At 56.7% G+C, this 23,131-nt stretch carries 17 protein-coding genes; 2 read left to right on the forward strand and 15 right to left on the reverse strand.

The genetic code is table 11. The features are described from left to right. Nucleotides 1-3 precede the first annotated feature (3 nt). From metK to PHN51_01720, 15 genes are all read right to left on the reverse strand, one after another. Nucleotides 4-1,254, reverse strand: coding sequence for a methionine adenosyltransferase (gene metK, locus PHN51_01650; GenBank protein ID MDD2817484.1), 1,251 nt, complete (start codon nucleotides 1,252-1,254; stop codon nucleotides 4-6). Nucleotides 1,255-1,319: 65 nt separating this feature from the next. Next, on the reverse strand, nucleotides 1,320-2,510 hold the full coding sequence (coaBC, locus tag PHN51_01655) for a bifunctional phosphopantothenoylcysteine decarboxylase/phosphopantothenate--cysteine ligase CoaBC (GenBank protein MDD2817485.1): 1,191 nt from the start codon (nucleotides 2,508-2,510) through the stop codon (nucleotides 1,320-1,322). A gap of 53 nt (nucleotides 2,511-2,563) precedes the next feature. Continuing rightward, nucleotides 2,564-2,827 (reverse strand): DNA-directed RNA polymerase subunit omega, encoded by a 264-nt coding sequence (gene rpoZ / locus PHN51_01660; protein MDD2817486.1) that lies wholly within the window; start codon nucleotides 2,825-2,827, stop codon nucleotides 2,564-2,566. Then, nucleotides 2,808-3,368: a guanylate kinase gene (gene gmk, locus PHN51_01665; protein MDD2817487.1), complete on the reverse strand. Its 561-nt coding sequence runs from the start codon at nucleotides 3,366-3,368 to the stop codon at nucleotides 2,808-2,810. The genes rpoZ and gmk overlap by 20 nt, the downstream gene beginning before the upstream one ends. Next, nucleotides 3,365-3,679 carry an integration host factor, actinobacterial type gene (gene mihF, locus PHN51_01670; protein ID MDD2817488.1) on the reverse strand — a complete coding sequence of 105 codons (315 nt, stop codon included), beginning with the start codon at nucleotides 3,677-3,679 and terminating at the stop codon, nucleotides 3,365-3,367. The genes gmk and mihF overlap by 4 nt, the downstream gene beginning before the upstream one ends. Then, entirely contained in the window at nucleotides 3,680-4,384 is a 705-nt protein-coding gene (pyrF, locus tag PHN51_01675; GenBank protein MDD2817489.1) for an orotidine-5'-phosphate decarboxylase, read from the reverse strand. After that, nucleotides 4,381-5,391, reverse strand: a complete 1,011-nt coding sequence (locus PHN51_01680) for a dihydroorotate dehydrogenase (protein MDD2817490.1) — start codon at nucleotides 5,389-5,391, stop codon at nucleotides 4,381-4,383. Before PHN51_01680 ends, pyrF begins: the two co-directional genes overlap by 4 nt. Further along, entirely contained in the window at nucleotides 5,391-6,245 is an 855-nt protein-coding gene (locus PHN51_01685; protein ID MDD2817491.1) for a dihydroorotate dehydrogenase electron transfer subunit, read from the reverse strand. Before PHN51_01685 ends, PHN51_01680 begins: the two co-directional genes overlap by 1 nt. 2 nt (nucleotides 6,246-6,247) lie before the next feature. Continuing rightward, on the reverse strand, nucleotides 6,248-9,568 hold the full coding sequence (carB, locus tag PHN51_01690; GenBank protein ID MDD2817492.1) for a carbamoyl-phosphate synthase large subunit: 3,321 nt from the start codon (nucleotides 9,566-9,568) through the stop codon (nucleotides 6,248-6,250). After that, a complete protein-coding gene (carA, locus tag PHN51_01695; protein ID MDD2817493.1) occupies nucleotides 9,568-10,704 on the reverse strand; it encodes a glutamine-hydrolyzing carbamoyl-phosphate synthase small subunit in 1,137 nt (378 codons plus the stop codon). The genes carB and carA overlap by 1 nt, the downstream gene beginning before the upstream one ends. Further along, nucleotides 10,701-11,270, reverse strand: a complete 570-nt coding sequence (locus tag PHN51_01700) for a hypothetical protein (protein ID MDD2817494.1) — start codon at nucleotides 11,268-11,270, stop codon at nucleotides 10,701-10,703. The genes carA and PHN51_01700 overlap by 4 nt, the downstream gene beginning before the upstream one ends. Next, nucleotides 11,267-12,550: a dihydroorotase gene (locus PHN51_01705; GenBank protein ID MDD2817495.1), complete on the reverse strand. Its 1,284-nt coding sequence runs from the start codon at nucleotides 12,548-12,550 to the stop codon at nucleotides 11,267-11,269. Before PHN51_01705 ends, PHN51_01700 begins: the two co-directional genes overlap by 4 nt. Then, a complete protein-coding gene (locus tag PHN51_01710) occupies nucleotides 12,547-13,488 on the reverse strand; it encodes an aspartate carbamoyltransferase catalytic subunit (protein MDD2817496.1) in 942 nt (313 codons plus the stop codon). Before PHN51_01710 ends, PHN51_01705 begins: the two co-directional genes overlap by 4 nt. Then, complete coding sequence (gene pyrR / locus PHN51_01715) at nucleotides 13,485-14,048, reverse strand: bifunctional pyr operon transcriptional regulator/uracil phosphoribosyltransferase PyrR (GenBank protein ID MDD2817497.1); 564 nt, start codon at nucleotides 14,046-14,048, stop codon at nucleotides 13,485-13,487. The genes PHN51_01710 and pyrR overlap by 4 nt, the downstream gene beginning before the upstream one ends. A 199-nt stretch (nucleotides 14,049-14,247) precedes the next feature. Beyond that, a complete protein-coding gene (locus tag PHN51_01720; GenBank protein ID MDD2817498.1) occupies nucleotides 14,248-22,266 on the reverse strand; it encodes a fibronectin type III domain-containing protein in 8,019 nt (2,672 codons plus the stop codon). Between the two features lie 16 nt (nucleotides 22,267-22,282). Between PHN51_01720 and PHN51_01725 the strand changes: the two genes are divergently transcribed. Further along, nucleotides 22,283-22,609, forward strand: a complete 327-nt coding sequence (locus PHN51_01725) for a hypothetical protein (protein MDD2817499.1) — start codon at nucleotides 22,283-22,285, stop codon at nucleotides 22,607-22,609. A 177-nt stretch (nucleotides 22,610-22,786) separates the two neighbouring features. Continuing rightward, complete coding sequence (locus PHN51_01730; GenBank protein MDD2817500.1) at nucleotides 22,787-23,023, forward strand: hypothetical protein; 237 nt, start codon at nucleotides 22,787-22,789, stop codon at nucleotides 23,021-23,023. The last annotated feature ends 108 nt before the right edge of the window (nucleotides 23,024-23,131 follow it).

A 23,131-nucleotide genomic window follows, 5' to 3' on the forward strand; every position in this document is an offset into this window, starting at 1 on the left:
AGGCTAGAGGCCTGCAACCTCACGCAGTTGCTCGGCACGGTCAGTGCTTTCCCACGTGAATGTTGGTCCGACCTGCGTGCGCTTTGCAGCATCAGCATTGTCGAGCAAGGAGTTCACACCTTGTGGGCGACCAAAGTGACCGTACGCAGCTGTGGTGCGGTAGATCGGACGCAGAAGGTCAAGATCGCGAATGATCGCTGCTGGGCGAAGATCAAAGACGCGAAGCACGGCTTCTTGGATTGCTTCGTCACTCTTCACGCCGGTGCCAAAAGTCTCAACAAATACGCCAACAGGATGCGCTTTGCCAATGGCGTAGGCAACCTGAACTTCACAGCGAGTAGCAAGGCCAGCGGCAACGACGTTCTTGGCCACCCAACGCATTGCGTAGGCAGCCGAACGGTCAACCTTTGAAGGGTCTTTGCCGGAGAATGCACCGCCACCGTGACGAGCCATACCGCCGTAGGTGTCAACGATGATCTTGCGGCCGGTCAGGCCCGCATCGCCCATTGGTCCACCGACAACGAAGTTGCCTGTTGGGTTCACGAGCAAACGGAAATCCTTGGAATCAAGGTCAATGGCTTCAAGCACTGGCTCAACAACGTACTTGCGGATATCTGGAGCAAGCATGGTGTCGAGGTTGATGTCAGCTGCATGCTGACTGGAAACCACGATGGTATCGATGCGAACTGGGCGCTGATTCTCGTCGTATTCGATGGTGACTTGGGTCTTACCATCTGGGCGAAGGTAAGGAACGGTGCCGTCCTTGCGCACTGCAGTGAGCTGCTCTGACAAACGGTGAGCCAATGAAATTGGCAGTGGCATCAATTCAACGGTGTCGGTGCAGGCGTAACCAAACATCAAGCCTTGGTCGCCAGCGCCTTGACGGTCCAATGGATCCGATGAGCCTTCTGCGCGCTCTTCGTAGGCATCGTCAACACCCATGGCAATGTCAGGTGACTGCTTGCCGATGGACACCTGAATGCCACAAGACTCGCCATCGAAACCCTTGGTTGAAGAGTCGTAGCCGATTTCAAGAACGGTTTCGCGCACGAGGTTCATCACGTCAGCAAAACCTGAGGTGGTGACTTCGCCAGCAACATGAACCTGGCCAGTGGTCAGCATGGTTTCCACTGCAACACGGCTCGTTGGGTCCTGACGCAAGAGATCGTCGAGGATCGCATCACTGATGGCGTCAGCCATTTTGTCTGGATGGCCCTCGGTAACGGACTCAGAAGTAAACAGTCGCTTCGACACTTGCCCTACCCCTTAATTGCTGACGGATGCCCGTCAATTGCGAACTTGAAGTCTATCTGTTGAACCTAGGAAACCCGTGGAGCGACAAGGTCCCAAAGCGCATCTGCAACCTGAGCTTTTGAACTCCGGTCAATCTGAACTGCGGTGCCATCAGCACCCAAGATCACCACACTGTTCTCATGAGACCCAAAGACCTCTTGGGTCCCAACTTCATTGACCACCAGCAGGTCACAGCCCTTACGCGCCAACTTGGACTGGCCAAGTTCGAGTAAATGATCATGATGATCAGCCGTTTCTGCAGCAAAGCCGACAATCAGCGGTGACGACCCTGAGCGCTGCTTGACCAAACTGGCGAGCACATCAACGGTTGTGGTGAGTTCCATTAAGACTTGGTCACTATCAAGGTGTTCTTTCTTTATCTTCTTGCCAGCTTCAGTGTGTGGCTTGAAGTCAGCAACCGCGGCAGCCATCACCACGACATCACCCGTATGCGCACACATCGCTTCGTAAAGATCTTGAGCAGAACTCACCCGCACCAACTCAACACCGGCAGGAGGTTCAACGTGCATATGGGCTGCAACCAAGGTGACGTGGGCTCCACGTGACACTGCTGTGCGCGCTAACTCCACACCTTGCTTGCCGCTACTGCGATTACCGAGATAACGCACCGGATCTAAAGCTTCGTGAGTGCCACCAGCACTAATCACGATCTTCACACCCGCAAGATCATTCGTTGGCTTGCGACGAAGAACATCTTTCACCGCGTCAACGATTGCGGACGGATCAGGTAAACGACCAGGCCCAGTGTCCGCACCAGTCAATCGACCACTGGCTGGTTCCAGCACGATAATTCCGCGAGCTCGCAGCTGCGCAACATTGGCTTGGGTTGCTGGATGCACCCACATTTCAGTGTGCATTGCCGGCGCCATCACGATTGGGCAGCGTGCAGTGAGCAAGGTGTTGGTCAAAAGATCATTGGCAACGCCATGTGTTGCTCGTGCAAGGAGATCAGCTGTTGCTGGTGCAATCACAACAACATCTGCAGTTTGCCCAAGTCGCACATGTGGAACGTCAGAAATATTGCTCCATACATCGCTGGCAACGGGCTTTCCAGAAAGCGCTGACCAGGTGGGTTCGCCAACAAATTTCAGTGCAGCATCGGTGGGAACAACAGTGACGTCGTGTCCGGATTCAGCAAGACCGCGTAACACCTCAACGGCTTTGTACGCCGCAATGCCACCGGCTACCCCCAGCACGACTCGAGGCCGGCCACCCGTGATGGGTGAACCGGCCTCGAATGAAGTGGTGGTCAGGCCTGCTCCTCGAGAGGCTCTGAGGTGAGCAACCCTGCGTCGATTTCGCGAAGTGCGATCGAGATCGACTTTTCTTGCAAGTGGGTCTCAACAAGTGGACCGACGTACTCAAGCAGGCCTTCGCCCAGCTGTGAGTAGTACGCATTGATCTGACGGGCCCGCTTTGACGCATAGCTCACAAGTGAGAACTTGGAGTCGGTCTTTTCGAGAAGTGAGTCAATTGAGGGGTAAACGATGCCCTCACCGCGGGGTGTTGTCATGCAGGAAGCCTACCAAGGTTTGTGCGGCCGTCTCGACGTCGGTATTGACCACGATCTCGTCGAACTCCCCTTGGGCTGCCATTTCCACCCTCGCGGCCTCCAGCCGAGCGGCAACCGCCTCCTCGGATTCGGTGCCCCGGCCTCGTAGGCGCGCCTCCAAGACCTCCCACGATGGGGGCGCCAGAAATACCAATCGAGCGCCAGGATCGGCCTGACGAACCTGCCGGGCTCCGAATAACTCAATTTCTAGGACGACTGGGATGCCTTGGGCCCGACGCTCATCCACGGGCTTACGTGGCGTGCCATAGCTATTGCCGGCGAAGGTGGCCCACTCCAGCAGCTCCCCCTTGGCGACCAAATCATCGAACTGCACCTGACTCAAGAAGAAGTAATGCTCGCCATCGACTTCACCTGGGCGGGCGGCGCGAGTCGTTGCTGAAACAGACAGCCACACGTCCGGCGATTGCCTCAGCACGGCTTGCACCACGGTGCTCTTACCTACGCCAGATGGGCCTGACACAACAACGAGTGGGGCCCTCATCGGGAAATCGTTTCTACTAATATCGCACGCTGACGATCATTGAGCCCACCTACGCGGCGGGTAGCTGCGATACCTAATTGATCCATCACGTGTTCAGCCTTAATCGGGCCAACACCTGGCAAAGACTCCAATAACCACCGCACGCGCAAATTTGCATAGATCGCATCTTGCTCGGCACCACTGACAATGACCGTGGGATCCAACTGACCTGATTTGAGATCTACGCGCAATTGCGCACGAAGGCGCCGAGCCTGCAGCGCTGCATCCAGAGCTGCTGCTCGTTGTTCAGGTGTACGGACTGGTGCTGCCACTTAAGCGCCTAGGGACTTCGCGATTGTCCATGCCGCTTCAGTGAGATCCGGTGCCGCAGTAATTGGTCGACCAATCACTAAAAGATCTGCTCCCGATGCAATCGCATCCTGCGGAGTTGCCACGCGCTTTTGATCATTCACAGCAGCCCCCGCTGGGCGAACACCAGGTGTGATCAAGGTGATGTCTGCTGGAACAACGGCACGGATGGCCGCAACCTCAAGAGGTGAACACACAATTGCTCGTGCGCCTGCTCCAACCGCAACCTTCGCCAATCTCACTGCAGCTTCAATTGCTGGGCCTGCCATGCCAATACTTTCCAGCGTTGCTTCATCAATCGAAGTAAGCACGGTGACTGCAGTGATTTTGGTGTTAGGCAAAGCATTTGCAGCAGCTTCAATCATTGCCGCGCCACCTGATGCATGCACAGTGAGAAAAGCTGGCTCAAGTTCAGCAACTGCAAGCGCAGCCCCAGCAACTGTTGCAGGAATGTCATGCAATTTCAGATCAAGGAAGATCTGCACATCCGGTGAACCAACTTCCGCTGCACCTTGACGAGCCGCGTGCACTGCAGCAGCGCCATCGCGGCAATACACCTCAAGACCAACCTTGAGCGTTGAGACCACAGGCGACACTGCCCGCGACCACGCACGCACCACACCAAGATCAGGCGCATCAATAGCTACTGCGATAGGTGCCTTATTCACTCTTGTTCCTCTTCAACTACAGCGACATCTGGGCCGCGGTGCGCAAAGCCAATAGCTTCACGCAAGGTTGCAAAGCCGCGTTGAGCCAATGCGATTTCAAGTTCTTGCTGAACGCGCAATGGTGCGGACGGATCATGGAACGTCACCGTGCCAACAGACACTGCACTTGCACCCGCCAATATGAATTGCAACGCATCTTTACCATTGCGAATACCACCCATGCCAAGAATTGGAAGGTGTGGCAATGCTTCGTGGATCTGCCATACACAGCGCACTGCCATCGGGCGAATTGCCGGGCCGGAAAGTCCACCGGTGATACCACCGAGTGCTGGGCGCATGGAATCTAGATCGATAACCATGCCAAGGGTGGTGTTAATGACAGCAACGGCATCTGCACCCGCACGTTCAACAGCCTGCGCAATAGAAACGATGCTGGTGACGTCAGGTGAAAGCTTGGCAATGATTGGAATTTTCGTATCAGAATTTCGCCGCACGGCCTGAATAACCTGTGAAGAAGAGTTTGGATCGCAAGCAAAAACTTGGCCGCGATCTTCAACGTTGGGGCAAGAAATATTGACCTCAATGGCACTGATGCCATCAACAGTGCGCAGCTTGGCTGCCAACTTGCCGTATTCCTCAACACTGCCACCGGCAATGGACACCACTGTGCGAGCACCGCGTTGACGCAACCATGCCAGATCATTTTCAATGAATGAATCAATGCCAGGGCCTTGCAAACCAATGGAGTTCAACATCCCACTGGGCGTTTCGGCCATACGCGGAGTTGCACGACCCGAACGCGCATTCATCATCACACTCTTGGTGACAATGCCACCCAGTTGCGTGATGTCGAAGAACTGATCGAGTTCCTTGCCCGCAGCTGCACAACCAGAAGCGGTGAACACCGGAGCTGGTGATTCGAAGTAGCCAAGCGAAGTCGACATATCAACTGATGGAAGATTCACTGTTGGGTCAACTGGACCGCTAGTAATAAGTGCGCGAGACATTAGTGACCTCCCGTTGGAGCACCGAGAGTGTCAGATGGGACGGTACCCACATCACTCCAGCGCACGCGATCACCGCGGAAAACAGGGCCTTCAACGCATGAACGCACCATCCGAGTGATGCCATCGTCGCCAATGACAGGCAACACGCAGGTCATACACACCCCAACGCCGCAGGCCATGGATTCTTCGACTGAGCACTGGCTGTAGACACCGCGTGCAGTTGCAATGTCAGCGACTGCAGAAAGCATGCCCATCGGCCCGCAGGCGTACACGACATCTGCTTGAGTCTTGGTGATGATGTCGTCAAGCACATCAGTGACGCGACCTTGCACACCCAACGAACCATCATCAGTAGTAACAGTCAACGTTGCAGCAGCGCGCTTAATTTCTAACGTGCCAAAAAGCTTCTCTTCGGTTGCTGCGCCAGCAATAACATCAACTCGGCAACCGCGTTCACGCAATTGATCAGCAAGCATGAACAACGGTGCAGTTCCGTAACCGCCACCAACCAGGATGCAGTTCGCTGGCTCCTTCGGCAACGTGAACGGACGCCCAAGTGGTCCGACAATGCTCAAGTAATCATGACGACGACGATCAACGAGCCACTGCGTGCCCTTGCCATGCACGCCGATCACGATATCCACTGATCCGCCATACACACCGCGAGATTGCACTTGATAGATCGCAAACGAACGACGAAGCAACAGCCCTGACTCTTCGCCACCGATACCGATGTTCAGGAAGTGACCAGGGCGGGTGCGCTCAGCTAAGCCTGGCGCGGTTAACGACATCACGGTGTACATGCCAGCTCGACGCACGTCGAGCACCTGACCGGTGATTTGCAGTGGAGCCATGGTTAGGCCTCCTTCGTTGAGGCAAGGAGGCTATCGCGTTGAGCCGCGCGGAGCCGATCGAGATCAGCTCCATGCTCCTGGAGCGAACGAACAGTTGACTCTTCATGCTGAAGGGAATCAATGCCTTGAACAACGGCACCCAAACCTTGCACGGTGGTGATGGAAGGAACACCCTTCATCACGGCGGCAGTGCGAATTTCATAACCATCAAGGCGAGCACCCACACCATACGGCGTATTGATGATCAATTGAATGTCGCCATTCATAATCGCATCAACAGTGGTTGGCTCCCCTGCATCTCCGGTGCCTTCATATGCCTTGCGAATGACTTCACACTTCACACCGTTGCGACGCAGCACATCTGCTGTTCCTGATGTGGCAAGGATCTTGAACCCAAGATCACTCAAGCGCATCAGTGGGAAGATCGCAGCACGCTTATCGCGATCAGCAAGTGAGACGAACACAGTGCCACTTGTTGGCAAGGCGCCAGATGCTGCGTCTTGGGCCTTGGCGAACGCGACACCGAAGGTGTCATCAAGACCCATCACTTCACCAGTTGAACGCATCTCTGGACCAAGCACTGTGTCAACACCTTGGAAGCGACCAAAGGGCAGCACTGCTTCCTTCACCGATACCGCACAACCATCAGGCAGAGTTCCGCCATCGCCAAGTTCCGGAAGAATCCCCTGCTTACGCAGATCAGCAATGCTTTGACCCATCATCACGCGTGCTGCAGCTTTTGCTACATGCACGGCGGTTGCCTTTGACACGAATGGCACGGTGCGCGATGCACGTGGGTTGGCTTCAAGGACATAGAGCACATCAGATGCCAATGCGTATTGCACGTTCAGCAATCCAAGGACTCCAACACCCTTGGCAATGGCTTCCGTTGACTTGCGAATGCGCTCGATCTGACTTGCACCCAAGGTGATCGGTGGCAAGGCACATGCGGAGTCACCGGAGTGAATACCCGCTTCTTCGATGTGTTCCATCACGCCAGCAAGGAAGAGTTCCTTACCGTCATATAGAGCATCAACGTCAATTTCAATGGCATCGTCAAGGAAGCGGTCCACCAACACTGGATGGTCAACATTGATTTCCGTTGAGCGCTCGAGGTAATCAGCCAGCATTGCATCGTCGTACACGATTTCCATGCCACGTCCACCAAGGACATAACTTGGGCGCACCAGCACTGGGTAACCCACCTCAGCCGCAATGGCTTGAGCTTCTGGGAAGGAAGCTGCCATGCCGTGCTTAGGCGCGATCAGACCAGCTTCAGCAAGCACGCGACCAAAAGCACCACGCTCTTCAGCAAGGTGAATGGATTCAGGTGACGTTCCAACGATTGGCACGCCTGCATCCTTGAGCACCTGAGCTAAACCAAGCGGAGTCTGACCGCCAAGTTGCACGATCACGCCAGCGAGCTTTCCGGCTGCTGATTCCGCATGAACAATTTCGAGCACATCTTCAAGAGTGAGCGGCTCGAAGTACAAGCGATCTGATGTGTCATAGTCGGTAGACACAGTTTCAGGGTTGCAGTTCACCATGATGGTCTCGTAACCAGCTTCGCGCAGAGTCAAGGCTGCGTGCACGCATGAGTAATCAAACTCAATACCTTGACCGATGCGGTTAGGGCCTGAACCCAAGATGATGACCTTCTCGCGATCACTTGGAATCGCTTCCGTCTCTTCGTCATATGCCGAGTAGTGATACGGAGTCTTGGCTGCAAATTCTGCAGCGCAAGTATCAACGGTTTTGTACACCGGGCGAAGACCCAGCTCATGACGCTGACCGCGCACTTCAGCTTCCGTGAGCCCACGCAAGCGTGCGATCTGGAGATCTGAGAAGCCGTGACGCTTTGCGTAGCGCAGGACCTGATAATCCAACTTCGATGCAGCGCGTACTTCATCAGCGATTTCGTTGATCAAACAGATCTGATCAAGGAACCACGGATCGATCTTGGTGATGTCGAAAACTTCTTCTGGTGACACTCCAGCCCACAGTGCCAACTGCACCAACGAGAGGCGCCCATCATGCGGACGACCCATCGTGGCCTTGAGTTCAGCAATATTGACCTCAGCCTTAGTTGCTGGCCACGAGAACACCGCTTCCTTCTTTTCCAAGGAACGCAGTGCCTTCTGCAGGGCTTCAGTGAAGTTACGGCCAATCGCCATGGCTTCACCCACGCTCTTCATGGTGGTGGTGAGCGTCGAATCAGCATTCGGGAACTTCTCGAACGCGAAGCGAGGAACCTTCACCACGATGTAGTCCAGGGTCGGTTCGAACGAGGCTGGAGTTTCCTTGGTGATGTCGTTTGGAATCTCATCCAGGGTGTAGCCAACAGCCAAGCGAGCAGCAATCTTGGCAATTGGGAAGCCTGTGGCCTTGGATGCAAGTGCCGATGAACGTGACACGCGTGGGTTCATTTCGATGACGATCAGGCGACCGTCTTCGGGATTCACCGCAAATTGAATATTGCAACCGCCGGTATCAACGCCAACAGCGCGAATGATTTCAATGCCGACATCGCGCATGCGCTGGAATTCACGGTCTGTGAGCGTGAGCGCGGGGGCCACTGTGATGGAGTCTCCGGTGTGCACGCCCATTGGATCCAAGTTCTCGATTGAACAAATCACCACGACGTTGTCGCGGTGATCGCGCATGAGTTCGAGCTCGTATTCCTTCCAACCAAGGATTGACTCTTCAAGAAGAATCTCGGTGGTTGGGCTTGCCTGTAGGCCTGCGCCAGCGATGCGTCGAAGATCTTCTTCGTTGTACGCCATTCCTGAACCTGCGCCACCCATGGTGAATGATGGGCGAACCACCATTGGGTAACCCAAGTCATCAACAGCATCAAGGCACTCTTGAAGTGAGTGACAGATAACTGAGCGGGCGCTTTCAGCACCAATGTCAGCAACGATCTTCTTGAACATCTCGCGGTTTTCACCGCGTTCAATTGCATCAACGTCAGCACCAATGAGTTCTACGCCGTACTTTTCCAACACACCGTTCTTATGCAATGCAATTGCAGTGTTGAGTGCTGTCTGACCACCAAGGGTTGGCAGCAGCGCATCTGGACGTTCCTTAGCGATGATCCGCTCAACGAACTCAGGAGTGATGGGTTCGATGTAGGTGGCATCTGAAAACTCTGGGTCAGTCATGATCGTTGCAGGGTTGGAGTTCACCAACACCACACGAATGCCTTCATCGCGAAGAACACGGCAGGCTTGAGTGCCTGAGTAATCGAATTCGCACGCTTGGCCAATGACGATGGGGCCTGACCCGATCACCATGACGCTCTTGATGTCGTCACGACGTGGCATTAGGCACGCACCTTTCCTGATGTGCTCATTAACTCAATAAATTCATCGAACAAGTAAGCCGAATCATGTGGACCGGCTGCTGCTTCTGGGTGGTACTGAACACTGAACGCAGGCACTTCTAGGCATCGCAAACCTTCAACAACATCGTCGTTCAGGCACACGTGCGAAACCTGAGCTTTGCCAAATGGCGTATCGAAATCACCATCGCGCGGAGCATCAACAGCGAAGCCATGGTTATGCGCAGTGATTTCCACCTTGCCGGTGCGTAGATCTTGAACCGGCTGATTTATGCCGCGGTGACCATAACGAAGCTTGTAGGTGCCAAGCCCGAGCGCGCGACCAAGAATCTGGTTGCCAAAGCAGATACCAAACACGGGCATCTTCTTTTGCAGCATCGCGGTCATGGTTGCTACTGCTGCATCAGCAGTAGCTGGGTCACCTGGGCCATTAGAGAAAAACACACCATCTGGATTCAAGGCCAGGATTTCATCAACTGATGTAGCCGCAGGCAAGACGTGCACTTCAATGCCACGTGCCGCCATCATCTCTGGGGTCATTGACTTGATGCCGAGGTCAATCGCAGCGACCGTGAATTTTTTGGCGCCCACTGCGGGCACGATGTACGCCTTATCGGTGCTGACTTCATCAGTGAGGTTCGCACCAGCCATTGCCGGGCTTGCTTGCACCTGAGTCAAGAGTTCGGCAACAGAAAGCGTGGCCGCCTCTCCTGAAAAGATGCCAACCTTCATCGCACCGCGTTCGCGCAAGTGACGAGTGAGCGCACGGGTATCCACACCACTGATGCCAACAATGCCCTGCTTGTCTAACGCTGAAGCCAGGTCGCCACTTGAACGCCAGTTCGAGGACACACGTGATGGGTCGCGCACGACATAACCCGCTACCCAAATCTTGGTTGATTCAAGATCCTCTTCATTCACACCGGTGTTACCAATGTGTGGTGCAGTCATCACGACAACCTGACGGTCATATGACGGATCAGTGAGGGTTTCCTGGTAACCGGACATGCCCGTTGAGAACACCGCCTCACCAAAGGTCACACCGGCTGCGCCATAACGTTCACCGTGCATCACCCGCCCATCTTCAAGGACGAGAACTGCTGGTTCACGCGAACTCATGACTGCTCCTTCGTAATTACTAATTCATCTACATTGAAACCAGCATCGATACATGCCCGCACGATCACGTCGCGACCCGCATCTTCATCTGGGCGAAAACCAAAATCAACCAATGTGGTTCCTAAGGCGAAGGTCACCACGATCACACTGTCTTTACTGCGCACAGTGCCAGCGATACCGCGATCAATGCGAACGCGATTGATCTCGTCTGCCGGCACAAAAAATGAATTCGCATGAACGCGTTCAACCCATAACCCACGTTCACCGATATTGAGAGCAGCGCGACTTCGCACTCCAAGGCCATGCACCACGATGCGATCAAGCCAGTCACCAGCACGCGCAGCACCGATGTACACGCCAGGAATATCGATGACGAAAGTCGCGTCATGCGGCGGAACAGGCAACGGACGCGACACATCAATCTGACGACGTTCGCGACCTTTCCAACCCCAGCGCATGAGCGCGAGTAAGCCAGCAATCACGAGCAAGGTTGCGGCAACCAGTAACAACCGCAGCGGCCAATTGGTTACTTGAGCTGATTGTGCGTCAGCGAGAATCGAGATCACGCGAGCACTCCACCAATCACGGTTGGTCGACCGGCATAGATGGTGTGCACAATCGTGCCTGGGAAAGTGCGTTCGGCATAGGGAGTGTTTGAACTCTTCGAGGCAAGTGCTTCGGGAACCACCGTCCACTTCGCCTGTGGGTCAATCACCACAATGTTGGCAACCGAGCCAACTTCAATTGGCTGACCTTGGGATGCAACTCCACCGATGCGAGCAGGTTGTACCGACATGCGGTCAGCGACGCCGCGCCAATCCAATAAGCCAGGCTCCACCATGGTTTCCATGACCACGCTAAAGGCTGTTTGTAATCCCAACATGCCCATGGCTGCTGCTCCCCATTCACAATCCTTGTGCTCATGTGGATGCGGCGCATGGTCAGTTGCAAGGGCGTCGATGGTGCCGTCGGCCAATGCTTCGCGCAATGCGAGCACGTCTTTCTTCGTGCGCAGTGGAGGATTCACTTTGTAGACCGGGTTGTAGGTCTCAACGAGATCTTCCGTGAGGATCAAGTGATGTGGGGTTACTTCAGCAGTGACATTGACACCACGGCTCTTTGCCCAGCGAATCACTTCAACTGAGCCAGCCGTTGATACGTGGCACGCATGTAGACGTGAATCAACATGTTCGGCAAGGAGGACATCTCGAGCGATGATCGCTTCTTCAGCAACTGCCGGCCAACCCACCATGCCGAGCTTGCCCGAAAGTGCACCTTCATTCATCTGGGCATTTTCAGTGAGACGTGGTTCTTGTGCATGTTGTGCGACAACGCCGCCGAAAGCTTTCACGTATTCAAGGCAGCGACGCATCAATAGCGCATCGTGCACGCACTTGCCGTCATCACTAAAGACGGTGACTTCAGCAGCCGAGTTGGCCATCGCGCCAATTTCAGCAAGGTGCGTGCCATCAAGATTCACAGTGACTGCGCCTACTGGGCGCACATCAACTAATCCAACCTCGCGACCAATACGCCAGACTTGCTCAACAACTCCTGCAGTGTCAGCAACTGGATCCGTGTTGGCCATGGCATGCACGCAGGTGTATCCACCAAGGGCTGCAGCCTGCGAACCGGACTCAATGGTTTCGGCGTCTTCGCGGCCTGGCTCGCGCAAATGAGTGTGGAGATCAACAAAGCCAGGCAACGCAATAAGGCCATCAGCCTCAATGACTTCACCCTTGCCTGCGCCAACGGGAGCAAGCTCGGTGATCACGCCATCAGTGATGACGAGGTCCACTGCATCTTCGCCATATGGGCGCACACCTCTGATGACATACGTACTCATTCGCTTAACTCCTTTGCCCCGCCGAGTAACAAGTACAGAACTGCCATACGCACACTGACGCCATTAGCAACCTGTTCAACCATGACTGCGCGATCACTATCCGCGACTTCTGCAGAAATCTCCATGCCGCGATTCATCGGTCCTGGGTGCAACACAATTGCGTGCTCAGGAAGAAAGCGCATGCGATCACCATTGAGTCCATACAGGCGGCTGTATTCACGCGCTGTTGGGAAGTACGCGGCTTGCATGCGTTCTTGTTGCACGCGCAACATCATGACTGCGTCAACCTTTGGCAACACCGAATCGATGTCGTAGGAAACCTCGCAAGGCCAGACATCCATACCGATGGGCAACAAGGTTGGTGGCGCAACGAGTGTGACTTCAGCACCAAGGGTTTGGAGCAACAACACATTTGATCGCGCTACACGACTGTGCAAGATATCGCCAACGATTGCTACGCGCACACCTTCAAGCGCTCCTTTGCCATCACGAAGGTGACGACGCATGGTGTACGCATCAAGCAATGCTTGCGTTGGATGCTCGTGAGTGCCGTCACCTGCATTAACAACTGAGCCACCAATCCAGTTGGCATGTGCAAGGCGGTACGGAGCACCCGAATCCCAGTGGCGAATCACCACAGCGTCAGCACCCATTGCTTCAAGGGTCAATGCTGTGTCTTTCAGGCTTTCACCCTTGGAAACTGATGAACCCTTTGCCGCAAAGTTGATGACATCTGCCGAGAGCCGCTTTGCTGCGAGCTCGAAGGAGATGCGGGTGCGCGTTGAATCTTCGAAGAAGAGATTGACAACGGTGCGCCCACGCAAGGTCGGCAGCTTTTTCACACTGCGATCTGACAGCGCGGCCATTTCTGCAGCAGTATCAAGAATGAGGAGTGCTTGATCGCGATCAAGATCGCCGCTTGAAAGCAGATGTCTCATGACTCATCTCCCCCGGCAGAAATTTCCACTAAGTCAATGTCATCAATTTCTGAAAGGCGCACGCGCACTTTCTCTGTTGGTGATGTTGGAATGTTCTTGCCTACATAGTCAGGTCGAATAGGAAGTTCGCGATGTCCACGATCAACAAGCACCGCTAGGCGAACAGCAGCTGGGCGGCCAACATCGTTGAGTGCATCTAGGGCGGCGCGGATCGTGCGACCCGAGAAGAGCACATCGTCAACTAACACCACGATCTTGCCGTCGATGCCACCATCGGGGATTGAGGTTTCTTCCAGTGCGCGGGCTGGGCGCAAGCGAAGGTCATCGCGATACAAGGTGATGTCCAGAGCACCGACCGGAACGTCAATGCCTTCAATTTCACCGATGGCTTGACCAATGCGGTGAGCCAGCGTGACACCACGTGTGGGAATTCCTAGGAGTACGAGATCGGATGCGCCTTTGGCTTTTTCGACGATTTCGTGAGCGATACGGCGGCTAGCTCGGGCGATGTCATCGCCAGAAAGCACGGTCCGAAGATCGTGCGCGCGTGCAGAGCCCATCAGGACCCCCTTCTCCGCCTCACAGGACGGACTTAAAGGTTGGTCGAACGGGGCAAACTCTATCGGATGGCAGGTCTAGCTGACCACCTGACTAATCCGAACGAAATTAACCAGGCTCGCTGAATGTACGCAGGCGTTCGGATACTAGATCGAGATCCCGAAACTCCCCTGCAGCGATCTGCGCAATGAAGGAATAGGACTAGTCATTGGTCACCACCGGATAGATGATGCGAACCGTACTGAGGGGTTTACCCGTCCGCGATACCCATGGTTCTGCCGAAAATTCCTTCGACCGAACCTCAAAGTTTGACCACACAGCAACGCTGTATCTTCCGCGCACACCGTGCCCAACCAGGTAGTCCGTAAGTTTCCGAGCGCGCTGTGCAGCTAGGCGGAGGTTACCTTCACGGCTTCCCCTGCCGACTGAAACGCCAATTACCTGAACATTCACGTCACGGACACCGCGAGGCACTTTCCTGACAATAGCTTTTAGGTCACTGAGACCGCGCGACGTAAATGATGTTGAGCGAGCATTGAAGAATGCCTTACCTGCCAGACTTCCTTGTCGCCCGTTTGTGCTCACAGATTCTGCAGCAACGACGTTCAGGAGAATATTGACTGAGCGCACCTGATTCGCTTGCGTAACCGAATTCACTTGCAAGACATAGGAAGCAACAGGTACGGACGCGTTCACCGTCAAGATGCTTGAGTATGTTCCGAAGCGATCGACTACAGCAGAACCAAGATACAAAGCATTCAAGCCCTCCCGTGCTGATGTTCGCGTTTCTGCGCGAGGAATGACGAATACTGCGACGTCACTTCCTGGATTGGCACCAGAACCCGCTATTACAAGTGACCCACCTTGAGGAACCCGCATGACTCCAGATGCGCTTTTTGGGAATTCCTGATTCGCTGCATTACGTGCAGCAACCGATATGTCATATCCCTGGCCAGAAACTATCCAACCTGACGCCGAAGTGTTTGTCAGGAACTTAGGCCGTGGTTGCATCACCCCATCAACAGTGACAGTCAGCAGTTCAGAACCTGACATGCTTACTGATGGCGGAGTCACAGCATTACTCGGGTTTACCGTGATGGTGCTCGATGTTCCGCTGTTTCCGCCCGCCGCTACATCTCGCCTAATCGTCAGCGTGTACCGCTGCGTGAATCGAGGATCCGATGCCGTCACCAATATTTGAATGGTGTTGATGCCCACCGCCAGGGCAATGGCCGACGAGGCCGAGCCCGAGGTCACTGCGGCGGAATCAACAGTGATGCTTGAGCCACCCATGGTGGATGTCGGGGTCACGGTCACAGTGGAAACGCTATTCGGGACTGTCGCGGTGTACGCGGTCGTCGCCGAGATGAACGCGGGGCTCAACACGAGGGTTCCCGAGGATCCGCTCACCACGAGATTCGAGAGCGACGCATCACTGGAAGGCACGTTGTAGGTCGTCGTAGCCGGAGTACTGGTACCCATGCGATTGATCGCCGCGACTGTGACGGTGTAGGCGGCGCCGTTGGTGAGGTTCGAGGCCGTGCAGAAGCGGTCGGTTGCAGAGGCAAATACGCAGGTTCTCGGAGTGCTCGCCCCGGCATTCGTCGATGTCACGATCACCGAGTAGTAAGGGGAAACCAGTGGCGCGCCGCCGTCGGTGAGCGGCGCCTGCCAGGAGACCTGAACCTCGGTCGCGGTAGCGGCCAGCACCGTGACGCTGCGCGGCGCGCTTGTCGTCGTCGAGGCGTATTGCACGACATCCGTCGTGTTGCCTGGGATCTGTACGCCGTTAGCCGTGGTGATCGCAACGAGCCGGAAGTCATAGGAGGTGCCATTGTCCAGACCCGGGATCGTGATGTTGTCAGCCGATTGCGATGTGAGCGCGTTAGAAACCAGATTCCAGGTCGAGGTGCCTGAAGTGCGCATATAGACGTCATAACGAGTGAACGTGCCGCCACCCAGTTGTGGGTTCGTCAGGGCCGTCCAGAGCAGGGTCACAGTGGTGTTCCCGGGGATCGCCGAGAGGGCGCCCACCGCGTAAGCCGACGTGGCCGCGGTGATCGAGCTCGAGGCCGACGAAGCAGGGCCGACTCCTGCCGCGTTGATGGCCGCCACGGTCACGGTGTACGCCGTGCCATTAGCCAGACCCGTGATGGAGCACGGCGAGATAGTGCACGAGTTAGTAGTGACCGTGGTGCCGGTCGTGGTGGGGGTGGCCACGATCTGATAGCCCGAGATCGATACTCCCCCGGTGAATCCCGGCGCAGTGAAGCCGACAGTGATCGACTGATTCGCCGCCGAGACAGAGGCAATGGACGGCGCCGTAGGCAGGGCAGGCTGAACGGCGAATGCGCGGGAGACCGGCGAGGCGGCCGCATACGTGCTGTCACCGGCCTGAGCTGCGACCACCTCGCACGTGCCCACGGCCAGGATGGTGACAGCACCGAGAGTCGAGACCGAGCATGCCGTGTTGGTCGTGCCCGAACCTCGGGTATACGTGACGTCGAGATTCGAGGAAGCCGTTGCCCCCATCGAGACCGAAGCCGAGCCATACGTGACATTCGCGGGCTGAGCGAACGTGATGCTCTGATTCGCGCTGCCCACGACGATCGTCTGCGAGACCTGGCTCGCTACGGAGAAGTTGGTCGTGGCAGCGGAGTTCGCATCAAGGATGCAGGAGCCCGAGGTTAGGAAGCTCACTGTCCCGCCACTGATCGTGCAGACCGAACTTGACGCGGCTCGCACCGTGATGGTCGGCGTGAGACCGGATGATGCGCCGGTCACTGTCGAGGTCGACGAGGCAGCGGGCGTGTAACTCCCAGTCGCCACCGGGCTCGCCGGCACGCTCGACGTGAATGCCAGCACCTGGCCGGCCTGGGTGACGGTGATGGTCTGGGCACTCGACGACACAGAGGTGTGGTTCGTGTCCCCCGCCTTCGTGGCCGTGACCACGCACGTGGAGCCGGTGTTACCCGGCGTGAGAATGGTGCCATTGACAGTGCAGGTGCTGGGGCCCGAGACCGCGTAGGTCACTGCCCCCGAGCCCGAACCGCCGGTGGTGCCGAGAGAGATCGTGCCGCCGAAGGCCACGGATGACGCCGAGGAGATGGACAGTGGCGACTGACTCGCCTGGGCCACGGCGAAACTGCGTGACACATCCGTTGCAGCGAGGTAGCTGGAGTCACCGGCCTGAGCAGCGGTCAGCGTGCAGGTTCCGGCACCGACAACCGTGACGATGTTGCTGGCCACCGAGCACGCCAGCGGAGTGCCCGACGTCAGCGTGACGGACAGCCCCGAGCTCGAGGTCGGCGCAAGCGCATAGGGTGCCGCCCCGTAGGTGACACCGGAGGGCTGAGCGAAGCTGATCGTCTGGGAGGCACGGCTGATCGTGACGGTGCCGACCGCATACGTGATGTCGTAATTTGCAGCGTTGCCGTTGGACAGCACGACTGCCGAAGGCGTCACGGAGTAGGTGCCTACTGCCGTCGGCGCCGTCGTCGACGGGCCGTAACTGGTCGAACCGGTACCGGCATAGGTGTAGGTCATGCCTGAGATCGCGTTGCTGAAGGCGAGGCTGCCGGAGGTGACCGAGTAGCTCTGACCCAGCGAGCTTCCGAAATCGACGCTGGGGCTCGTCGCCGTCAGGGTGATGGGCCTTGTCGTCACCGTCACCCATTGCGCTGTCAGCACCTGCTGGTAATTGTCATCATCGGCCTTCTCGCCGATGACCTCGCAGGTGCCGCCGGCATTCGTACCGGTGACCGAGTTCGTCGAACCGTTGGAAACCAGGCAACTTGCCGTGCCGGTGGAACCACCCGGGATGAAGGACACCGCACCGGTGCCGGAGCCACCGCTGGTGGTCAGGGTCACGGATTCGCCGAAGACAACTGTCGAGGCCGAGGTGATGGTGAAGGCAGCCTGAGGTGCCTTCGAAAAGGTGACCGTCGTCTGGGCAGATGATGCCTGCGCGTAGTTCGCGTCCTCGGCCTTGGTGGCGGTGACGAGGCAGGTGCCCGCCTGGGTGACGGTGAGCGAAGTTCCAGATACAGAGCACCCCGTCGCCGTGCCGTCCACCGCGGCGTACGTCACAGCGCCGGAGCCGGAACCGCCTGACGTAGTGAGCGTCAGCGCGGACCCGTAAGTGCCCGAGACCGAGCTCACGCTGAGGGTCGCCTGCGTCGGCTTGCCGACACTCACGGCGGTGCTCGTGGACGAGGTCAATGGCGATGAGCCCGAGGTGTCTGCCGCAGTGATGGTCTGCGAACCCATCGTGTTCAGCGTGACAGTGAACGCCTTCGTCCCGGACACGAGAGGAGCATTCGCCGGCAGTGTCGCAGCGCCGTCGCTTGAGGTCAGGCGAACCGTTGGCGTGGCTGAAGCGACGAGATTCCAGTTCGCATCGACGGCATTCACTGTGGTCGTGAAGCTCGCTCCGGCGACTTGAGCTGTGGGCGACCCCGTCTTGCCTGTGGCGGTTCCCGGCGCAGCAGTCTCACCGGGCAGCAGGGTCTGGAGCTGCGTGGCGGTGCCGGAATTGATCGCGAAAGCAGCTGAACTTCCGGCCGCGGAAGCTCCGGTCTGCGTCGCCGTGATGGTCTGCGACGTGCCGGAGCGAAGGAGCGTGATCGACTTCGACGCGAGGATGCCCGCACTGAAGGCAGTCGTCGTTCCCCCACTGCTTGCACCGAACAGCGAAGTGGAGGTGAGATCCACTGTTCCCGTGAAACTGGTGACCGTGTTACCGCCGGAATCCTTGGCAGTGATGCGTATGTTGAATGCCGTTCCCGCGACCTGGGCCCCGATCGGCGCGCTCGCGGTAGTCGTGACGGTGAACGTGCTCAGTGCACCGAATGGAGTGGCACTGCTGAACTGCACCCAGCTTCCGTTGCCGTTGCCGTTGATGGCCTGCATCTGGAAGGTATAGGCGGTACCGGCGGTCAGGCCGGTGATCGTGCAGGAGGTTGCCGTCGAGGTCGTAGCGGTCGAGCACGTGCCTGAACTCGGGTTTGACCAGGAGCCACTCACCGGCGCGTACTGCACGCGGTATCCGGTGACGGCCGAGCCACCCGTGTAACTCGGTGCAACCCAGGAGAGCGTGACCTGGGACTGACCGGCGGTCGACGTCAGCGACGTCGGAGCGGCCGGCACGGTCGAGTAAGTGACGACAACAACACCGTTACCGCCATAGCCGGGCAGCGTTCCGTCGCTACCGCCGCCACCACCGCCACCGCCTTGGTTCGGAGTCGCGAATCCGCCACCCACGCCCAACCATCCACCCATGCCACCGCCACTTGGCGGTGCCACAATGCAATTCGCGCAAGTCCAAGCTCCACCGGTGCCACCGCTGCCGTACATGACGGCCGAACCTGAGCGTGAACTGGTCACACCGTTGCCGGCGTAGCCTGCGCCGTAATTATCGAAGTTTGCACCGGCACTGCCTGCCCCTGAAGCACCGCCACCGCCACCGCCCATGCGGCCACCGCTGCCGTTACCGCCGTAGTAGACGCCGGCGCCACCTGCACCCACGAAATTGTTATCGCCACTTCCGCCACCACCACCGGCACCAGCAGCCGAGAGGGCTCCTCCGTAGTTACCGCCATTGGCGTTCTTGCCGCCACCGCCACCGCCGCCCGAGGCATTGGCTCCCTGGAACTGGCTGGTGGTGCCACCGTTTCCGGAGCAGCCAACTGCGCCGATGCTATTGCCGTTCCAGCAGTTGTTCGCAGGGTTGTAGCCCTTGCGAGACACTCCGCCTTGACCCACGATCACCGTGTTTGCACCTCCGGCGTTCACACCCACGGAGCCGTCGTAGACACCACCGCCACCGCCACCGCCACCGCCGTCGAAGCCACCTGCGCCTCCGCCACCGACAACCAGTGTGGTCGAGGTCGTCACGCCGGCGGGCGCGATCCAGCCACCGAACGAGGTGAGGTATGAGCGCCGGAAGATGACCGTGGTGGTGGATCCTGAGGTGGAGGGCGTAGCGAGCTCGCTGTAAGAAGGCCCGTTTTCCGATGCGAGATTGCCCATCCCGTACTGAGTGCCCTGATAGCCCCGATTGGTGACAGTGGCATTAAGGGCATCGTTGAAATCGTAGAGCGCAATAAGCGAACTCGACGAGGCTCCGGCGGCCGCGCCCCACGACTGCATATCCGACAGGATTTCTGCGGTGGACAAGGCGTAGTTGTAGACCTTGACCTGATCAATGCGGCCTTCCCAATACTCAGATCGGTCATCGATGTAGGAGCCGACTCGGAATTGCTGATTAGTGAAGTTGTTCAGCGGCACGTAGTTATTCGTGACAGCTGCGACACCACCGTTGAGGTAGAGCGTCGCTGACGTTCCAGACCTTGATACCGCAACGTGTACCCATTGATCGGTGGGTAGAAGTACGCCCGTGAACCAGTCGCTGACCACGATGTTCTGGGTGCCGTTCACCGTGCCAATGGCGAAGTCGGATCCTGAACCAGCACTCTGCGCCATGATGTATTGCCAAAAGTCATTCGCACTGGTGTCATACACCCATGCCGAGGCAGTGAAGGCTTGGTCCGGGCCGTTCGCCACTGGGTAATAACCCGAAGACTTTGCCCGTTGGTTCGTGCCATTGAAGTTCATGTAGTAATCGGTGTCACCTGCAGCGGCTATCTGCGCGAGATTCAACGTGAGAATTCCCGCACCACATTCGTAGTCAGGATTGGCATCGCAGTTTGGATTCGCGAAAGGTTTCACATGTGCACGCCCCGTGAGAGTGCGGTACACATCGTCGGGACTCGAAGCTAATGTTTTTCCGACGAGTATCGCTGCTGCAGCTGAAACATGCGCCGCAGAAACCGACGTGCCGAAATCATTCGACATAGCGGGTGTTTCTGGAGATGTAGTTCCACTATTTGATGCAATTTTGACCGGCGTGGCGTTGTCACCGCCAGGTGCAGAAAGATCAACAACATCACCGTAATTTGAATAGGCAGCGCGCACACCATCGCTGGTGCTCGATCCAACCGTTATCACGCCATTGCAGTTACCAGGCGCATAGTTACTCGCATTGTCATTCGCGTTACCCGCCGCAGCGATAAGCACACTTCCGCGAGCACGGGCGTCATCAATAGCTTGCTGCAATGCAACTGGGCAGATCACCTGGGTGGCGAATGACATGTTGATGATTTTTGAGGGGTGACTATTTGCAGGAACTCCACCAACTTCGCCACCTGACGCCCATGTAATTGCAGAAGCGATGTCGCTTAGCAAACCACCCCGCCACGACAGAGCTCGAATAGGTTGGATTTGCGCACCCGGTGCTACAGAAGCAATGAGCCCGGCCATTTTCGTACCGTGCCAACTTGATGCGCGAACTGAACCCGCACCACGCCAGTCACCAGGATCTGCCGGATTTGCATCGCGTCCGACAACGCCGAAAGTCGAGGTTTCGACATAGTCAGCGTCAAAGGCAACTGGCCGACTGTCGCCTTGCCGTACGGCGGCTAGCGCATCGGGGCTGGAGACGAAGTCGTAGCCTGAAACTAATCTTGAGTTGATCGCAGGGTGACTTGTTGCTCCCGTATCAATAACCGCGACCGTGACCCCGCTCCCCTGAGAAGTTGGCGACGTGGGTGCATCAATGCCGTAACGGCCATTGAGGTTCCACATGTCAGCACTATTCGTCAATGCGACAGATTCATCGTTGGCCGTAAAAAGGAATTGATCAGGCTCTGCCCATTGCACGCGGGCATCAGATTCCAATTCTTGAGCAATTTCTTCGGCCTTAGTGACAGAAACTGATTCATCAAGCGCAACAAGTACGGCACCTTGGCCAAGATGCCGGTTTACTTCCATGTCCACTGAACTCACGCGCTCTTCACCAGGCACAGTGGCTTGGCCATCCGCCACAGCTGTGCCGGCTTCAAACTTCACGATCAAGCCTGCTACTTCACCTTCCATCCCTGTTGAAGGTGTCGCTTTGACGGGGAAACTTGGCTTACTCGCACCATCAAGGGTCGTGGCAAAAATGATGAATTCATATTCAGTGCCGTTACGCAAACCCGAAACAACCGCGTTAGCTGTGGGAGCTTTGACCTTGATGGCGCGATCTTGCGGCGTGACCTTGATCCAGTATTCGGTTACTTCAATTTGGTCAGCATTGGAAGGCTCAACCCAATGCAACGTAACCTGATTATTTCCAGGTTCAGCGCGAACACTGGTAACCGGATCCGGGCATTGAGCCAAGCCTGTTGCGCCAAGCGTGGCGCTCGGGGTTGGGGTTGGGGTTGGGGTTGGACTTACACCAATCCACGAAGTAATTGATGGTGTCGGTGTTGGGCTGGCAGTAGTCGTGATGCTTGGAATTGAAGTTGATGTAGCACTCGGTGAAACCGTGACGGTCGGCGTTGAGCTCGGTGTGGAAGATGCCGATGGGTCCGGCGTCGAGGATGCAGATGCTTGCGCAGTCATCGATGTTGGTGTTGGCGAAGACGAAGACGAAGCCGACGCGAGCACAGCTGTACGGGCGGTTACTGTCGCACTCGCACTTGCACTCACTGCCGAAGGCGTCGCTGATATCGGCGCTTGAGCGATGGCAGTTGATGACGGTGATGTAGATGCTGAAGTCATGGGTGTGGCAGACATCATCGGCGATGCAGACGCTGACGGGGCCAACGAAAAACTTGGAGCCGGCGTTACAGCCTGATTGGATGTGATGGATGGCGTCACGCTTGGAGATGCTGTCGGTCGAATCAGAGGCGAACTCGTGGGGTCACACTGTTCTGGGATTTCCGTCGCATCACTGGTGGGCGCAACTGCGGCTACTCCAGGTACCGCCGTACTGATGCCAGTTGAAATGACCATCACTGAAAGCAAAACGATCAAGGTTCTGTGCAGGCGCGAGCGGCGCAAGAACCCCATCATCATCTTCACCCTCGAAAAGCGCATGGCCTCGAAACCATCATTTACTTTGGAAACGAAATTGAGCCTCACATCCCGCTGAGAGGCCAAGGTGAATTTTAGTTACTTGTGAGGAAATAGCAAGTCAAGACCGGACATTTCACGAACCGAATCAGATTGTGATGAACCTAGATCGGTGGAGGATTTCGCG

It is taken from the genome of Candidatus Nanopelagicales bacterium (genome assembly GCA_028687755.1).
In the GTDB taxonomy this organism is placed as follows: Bacteria; Actinomycetota; Actinomycetes; order S36-B12; family S36-B12; genus UBA11398.

Coding starts and splice junctions, on each gene's coding strand:
- PHN51_01710 (MDD2817496.1), bottom strand. CDS start 13,488: ATGAGACATCTGCTTTCAAGCGGCGATCTTGATCGCGATCAAGCACTC.
- carA (MDD2817493.1), bottom strand. CDS start 10,704: ATGAGTTCGCGTGAACCAGCAGTTCTCGTCCTTGAAGATGGGCGGGTG.
- gmk (MDD2817487.1), bottom strand. CDS start 3,368: ATGAGGGCCCCACTCGTTGTTGTGTCAGGCCCATCTGGCGTAGGTAAG.
- carB (MDD2817492.1), bottom strand. CDS start 9,568: ATGCCACGTCGTGACGACATCAAGAGCGTCATGGTGATCGGGTCAGGC.
- PHN51_01680 (MDD2817490.1), bottom strand. CDS start 5,391: ATGTCTCGCGCACTTATTACTAGCGGTCCAGTTGACCCAACAGTGAAT.
- PHN51_01705 (MDD2817495.1), bottom strand. CDS start 12,550: ATGAGTACGTATGTCATCAGAGGTGTGCGCCCATATGGCGAAGATGCA.
- pyrR (MDD2817497.1), bottom strand. CDS start 14,048: ATGGGCTCTGCACGCGCGCACGATCTTCGGACCGTGCTTTCTGGCGAT.
- PHN51_01685 (MDD2817491.1), bottom strand. CDS start 6,245: ATGGCTCCACTGCAAATCACCGGTCAGGTGCTCGACGTGCGTCGAGCT.
- rpoZ (MDD2817486.1), bottom strand. CDS start 2,827: ATGACAACACCCCGCGGTGAGGGCATCGTTTACCCCTCAATTGACTCA.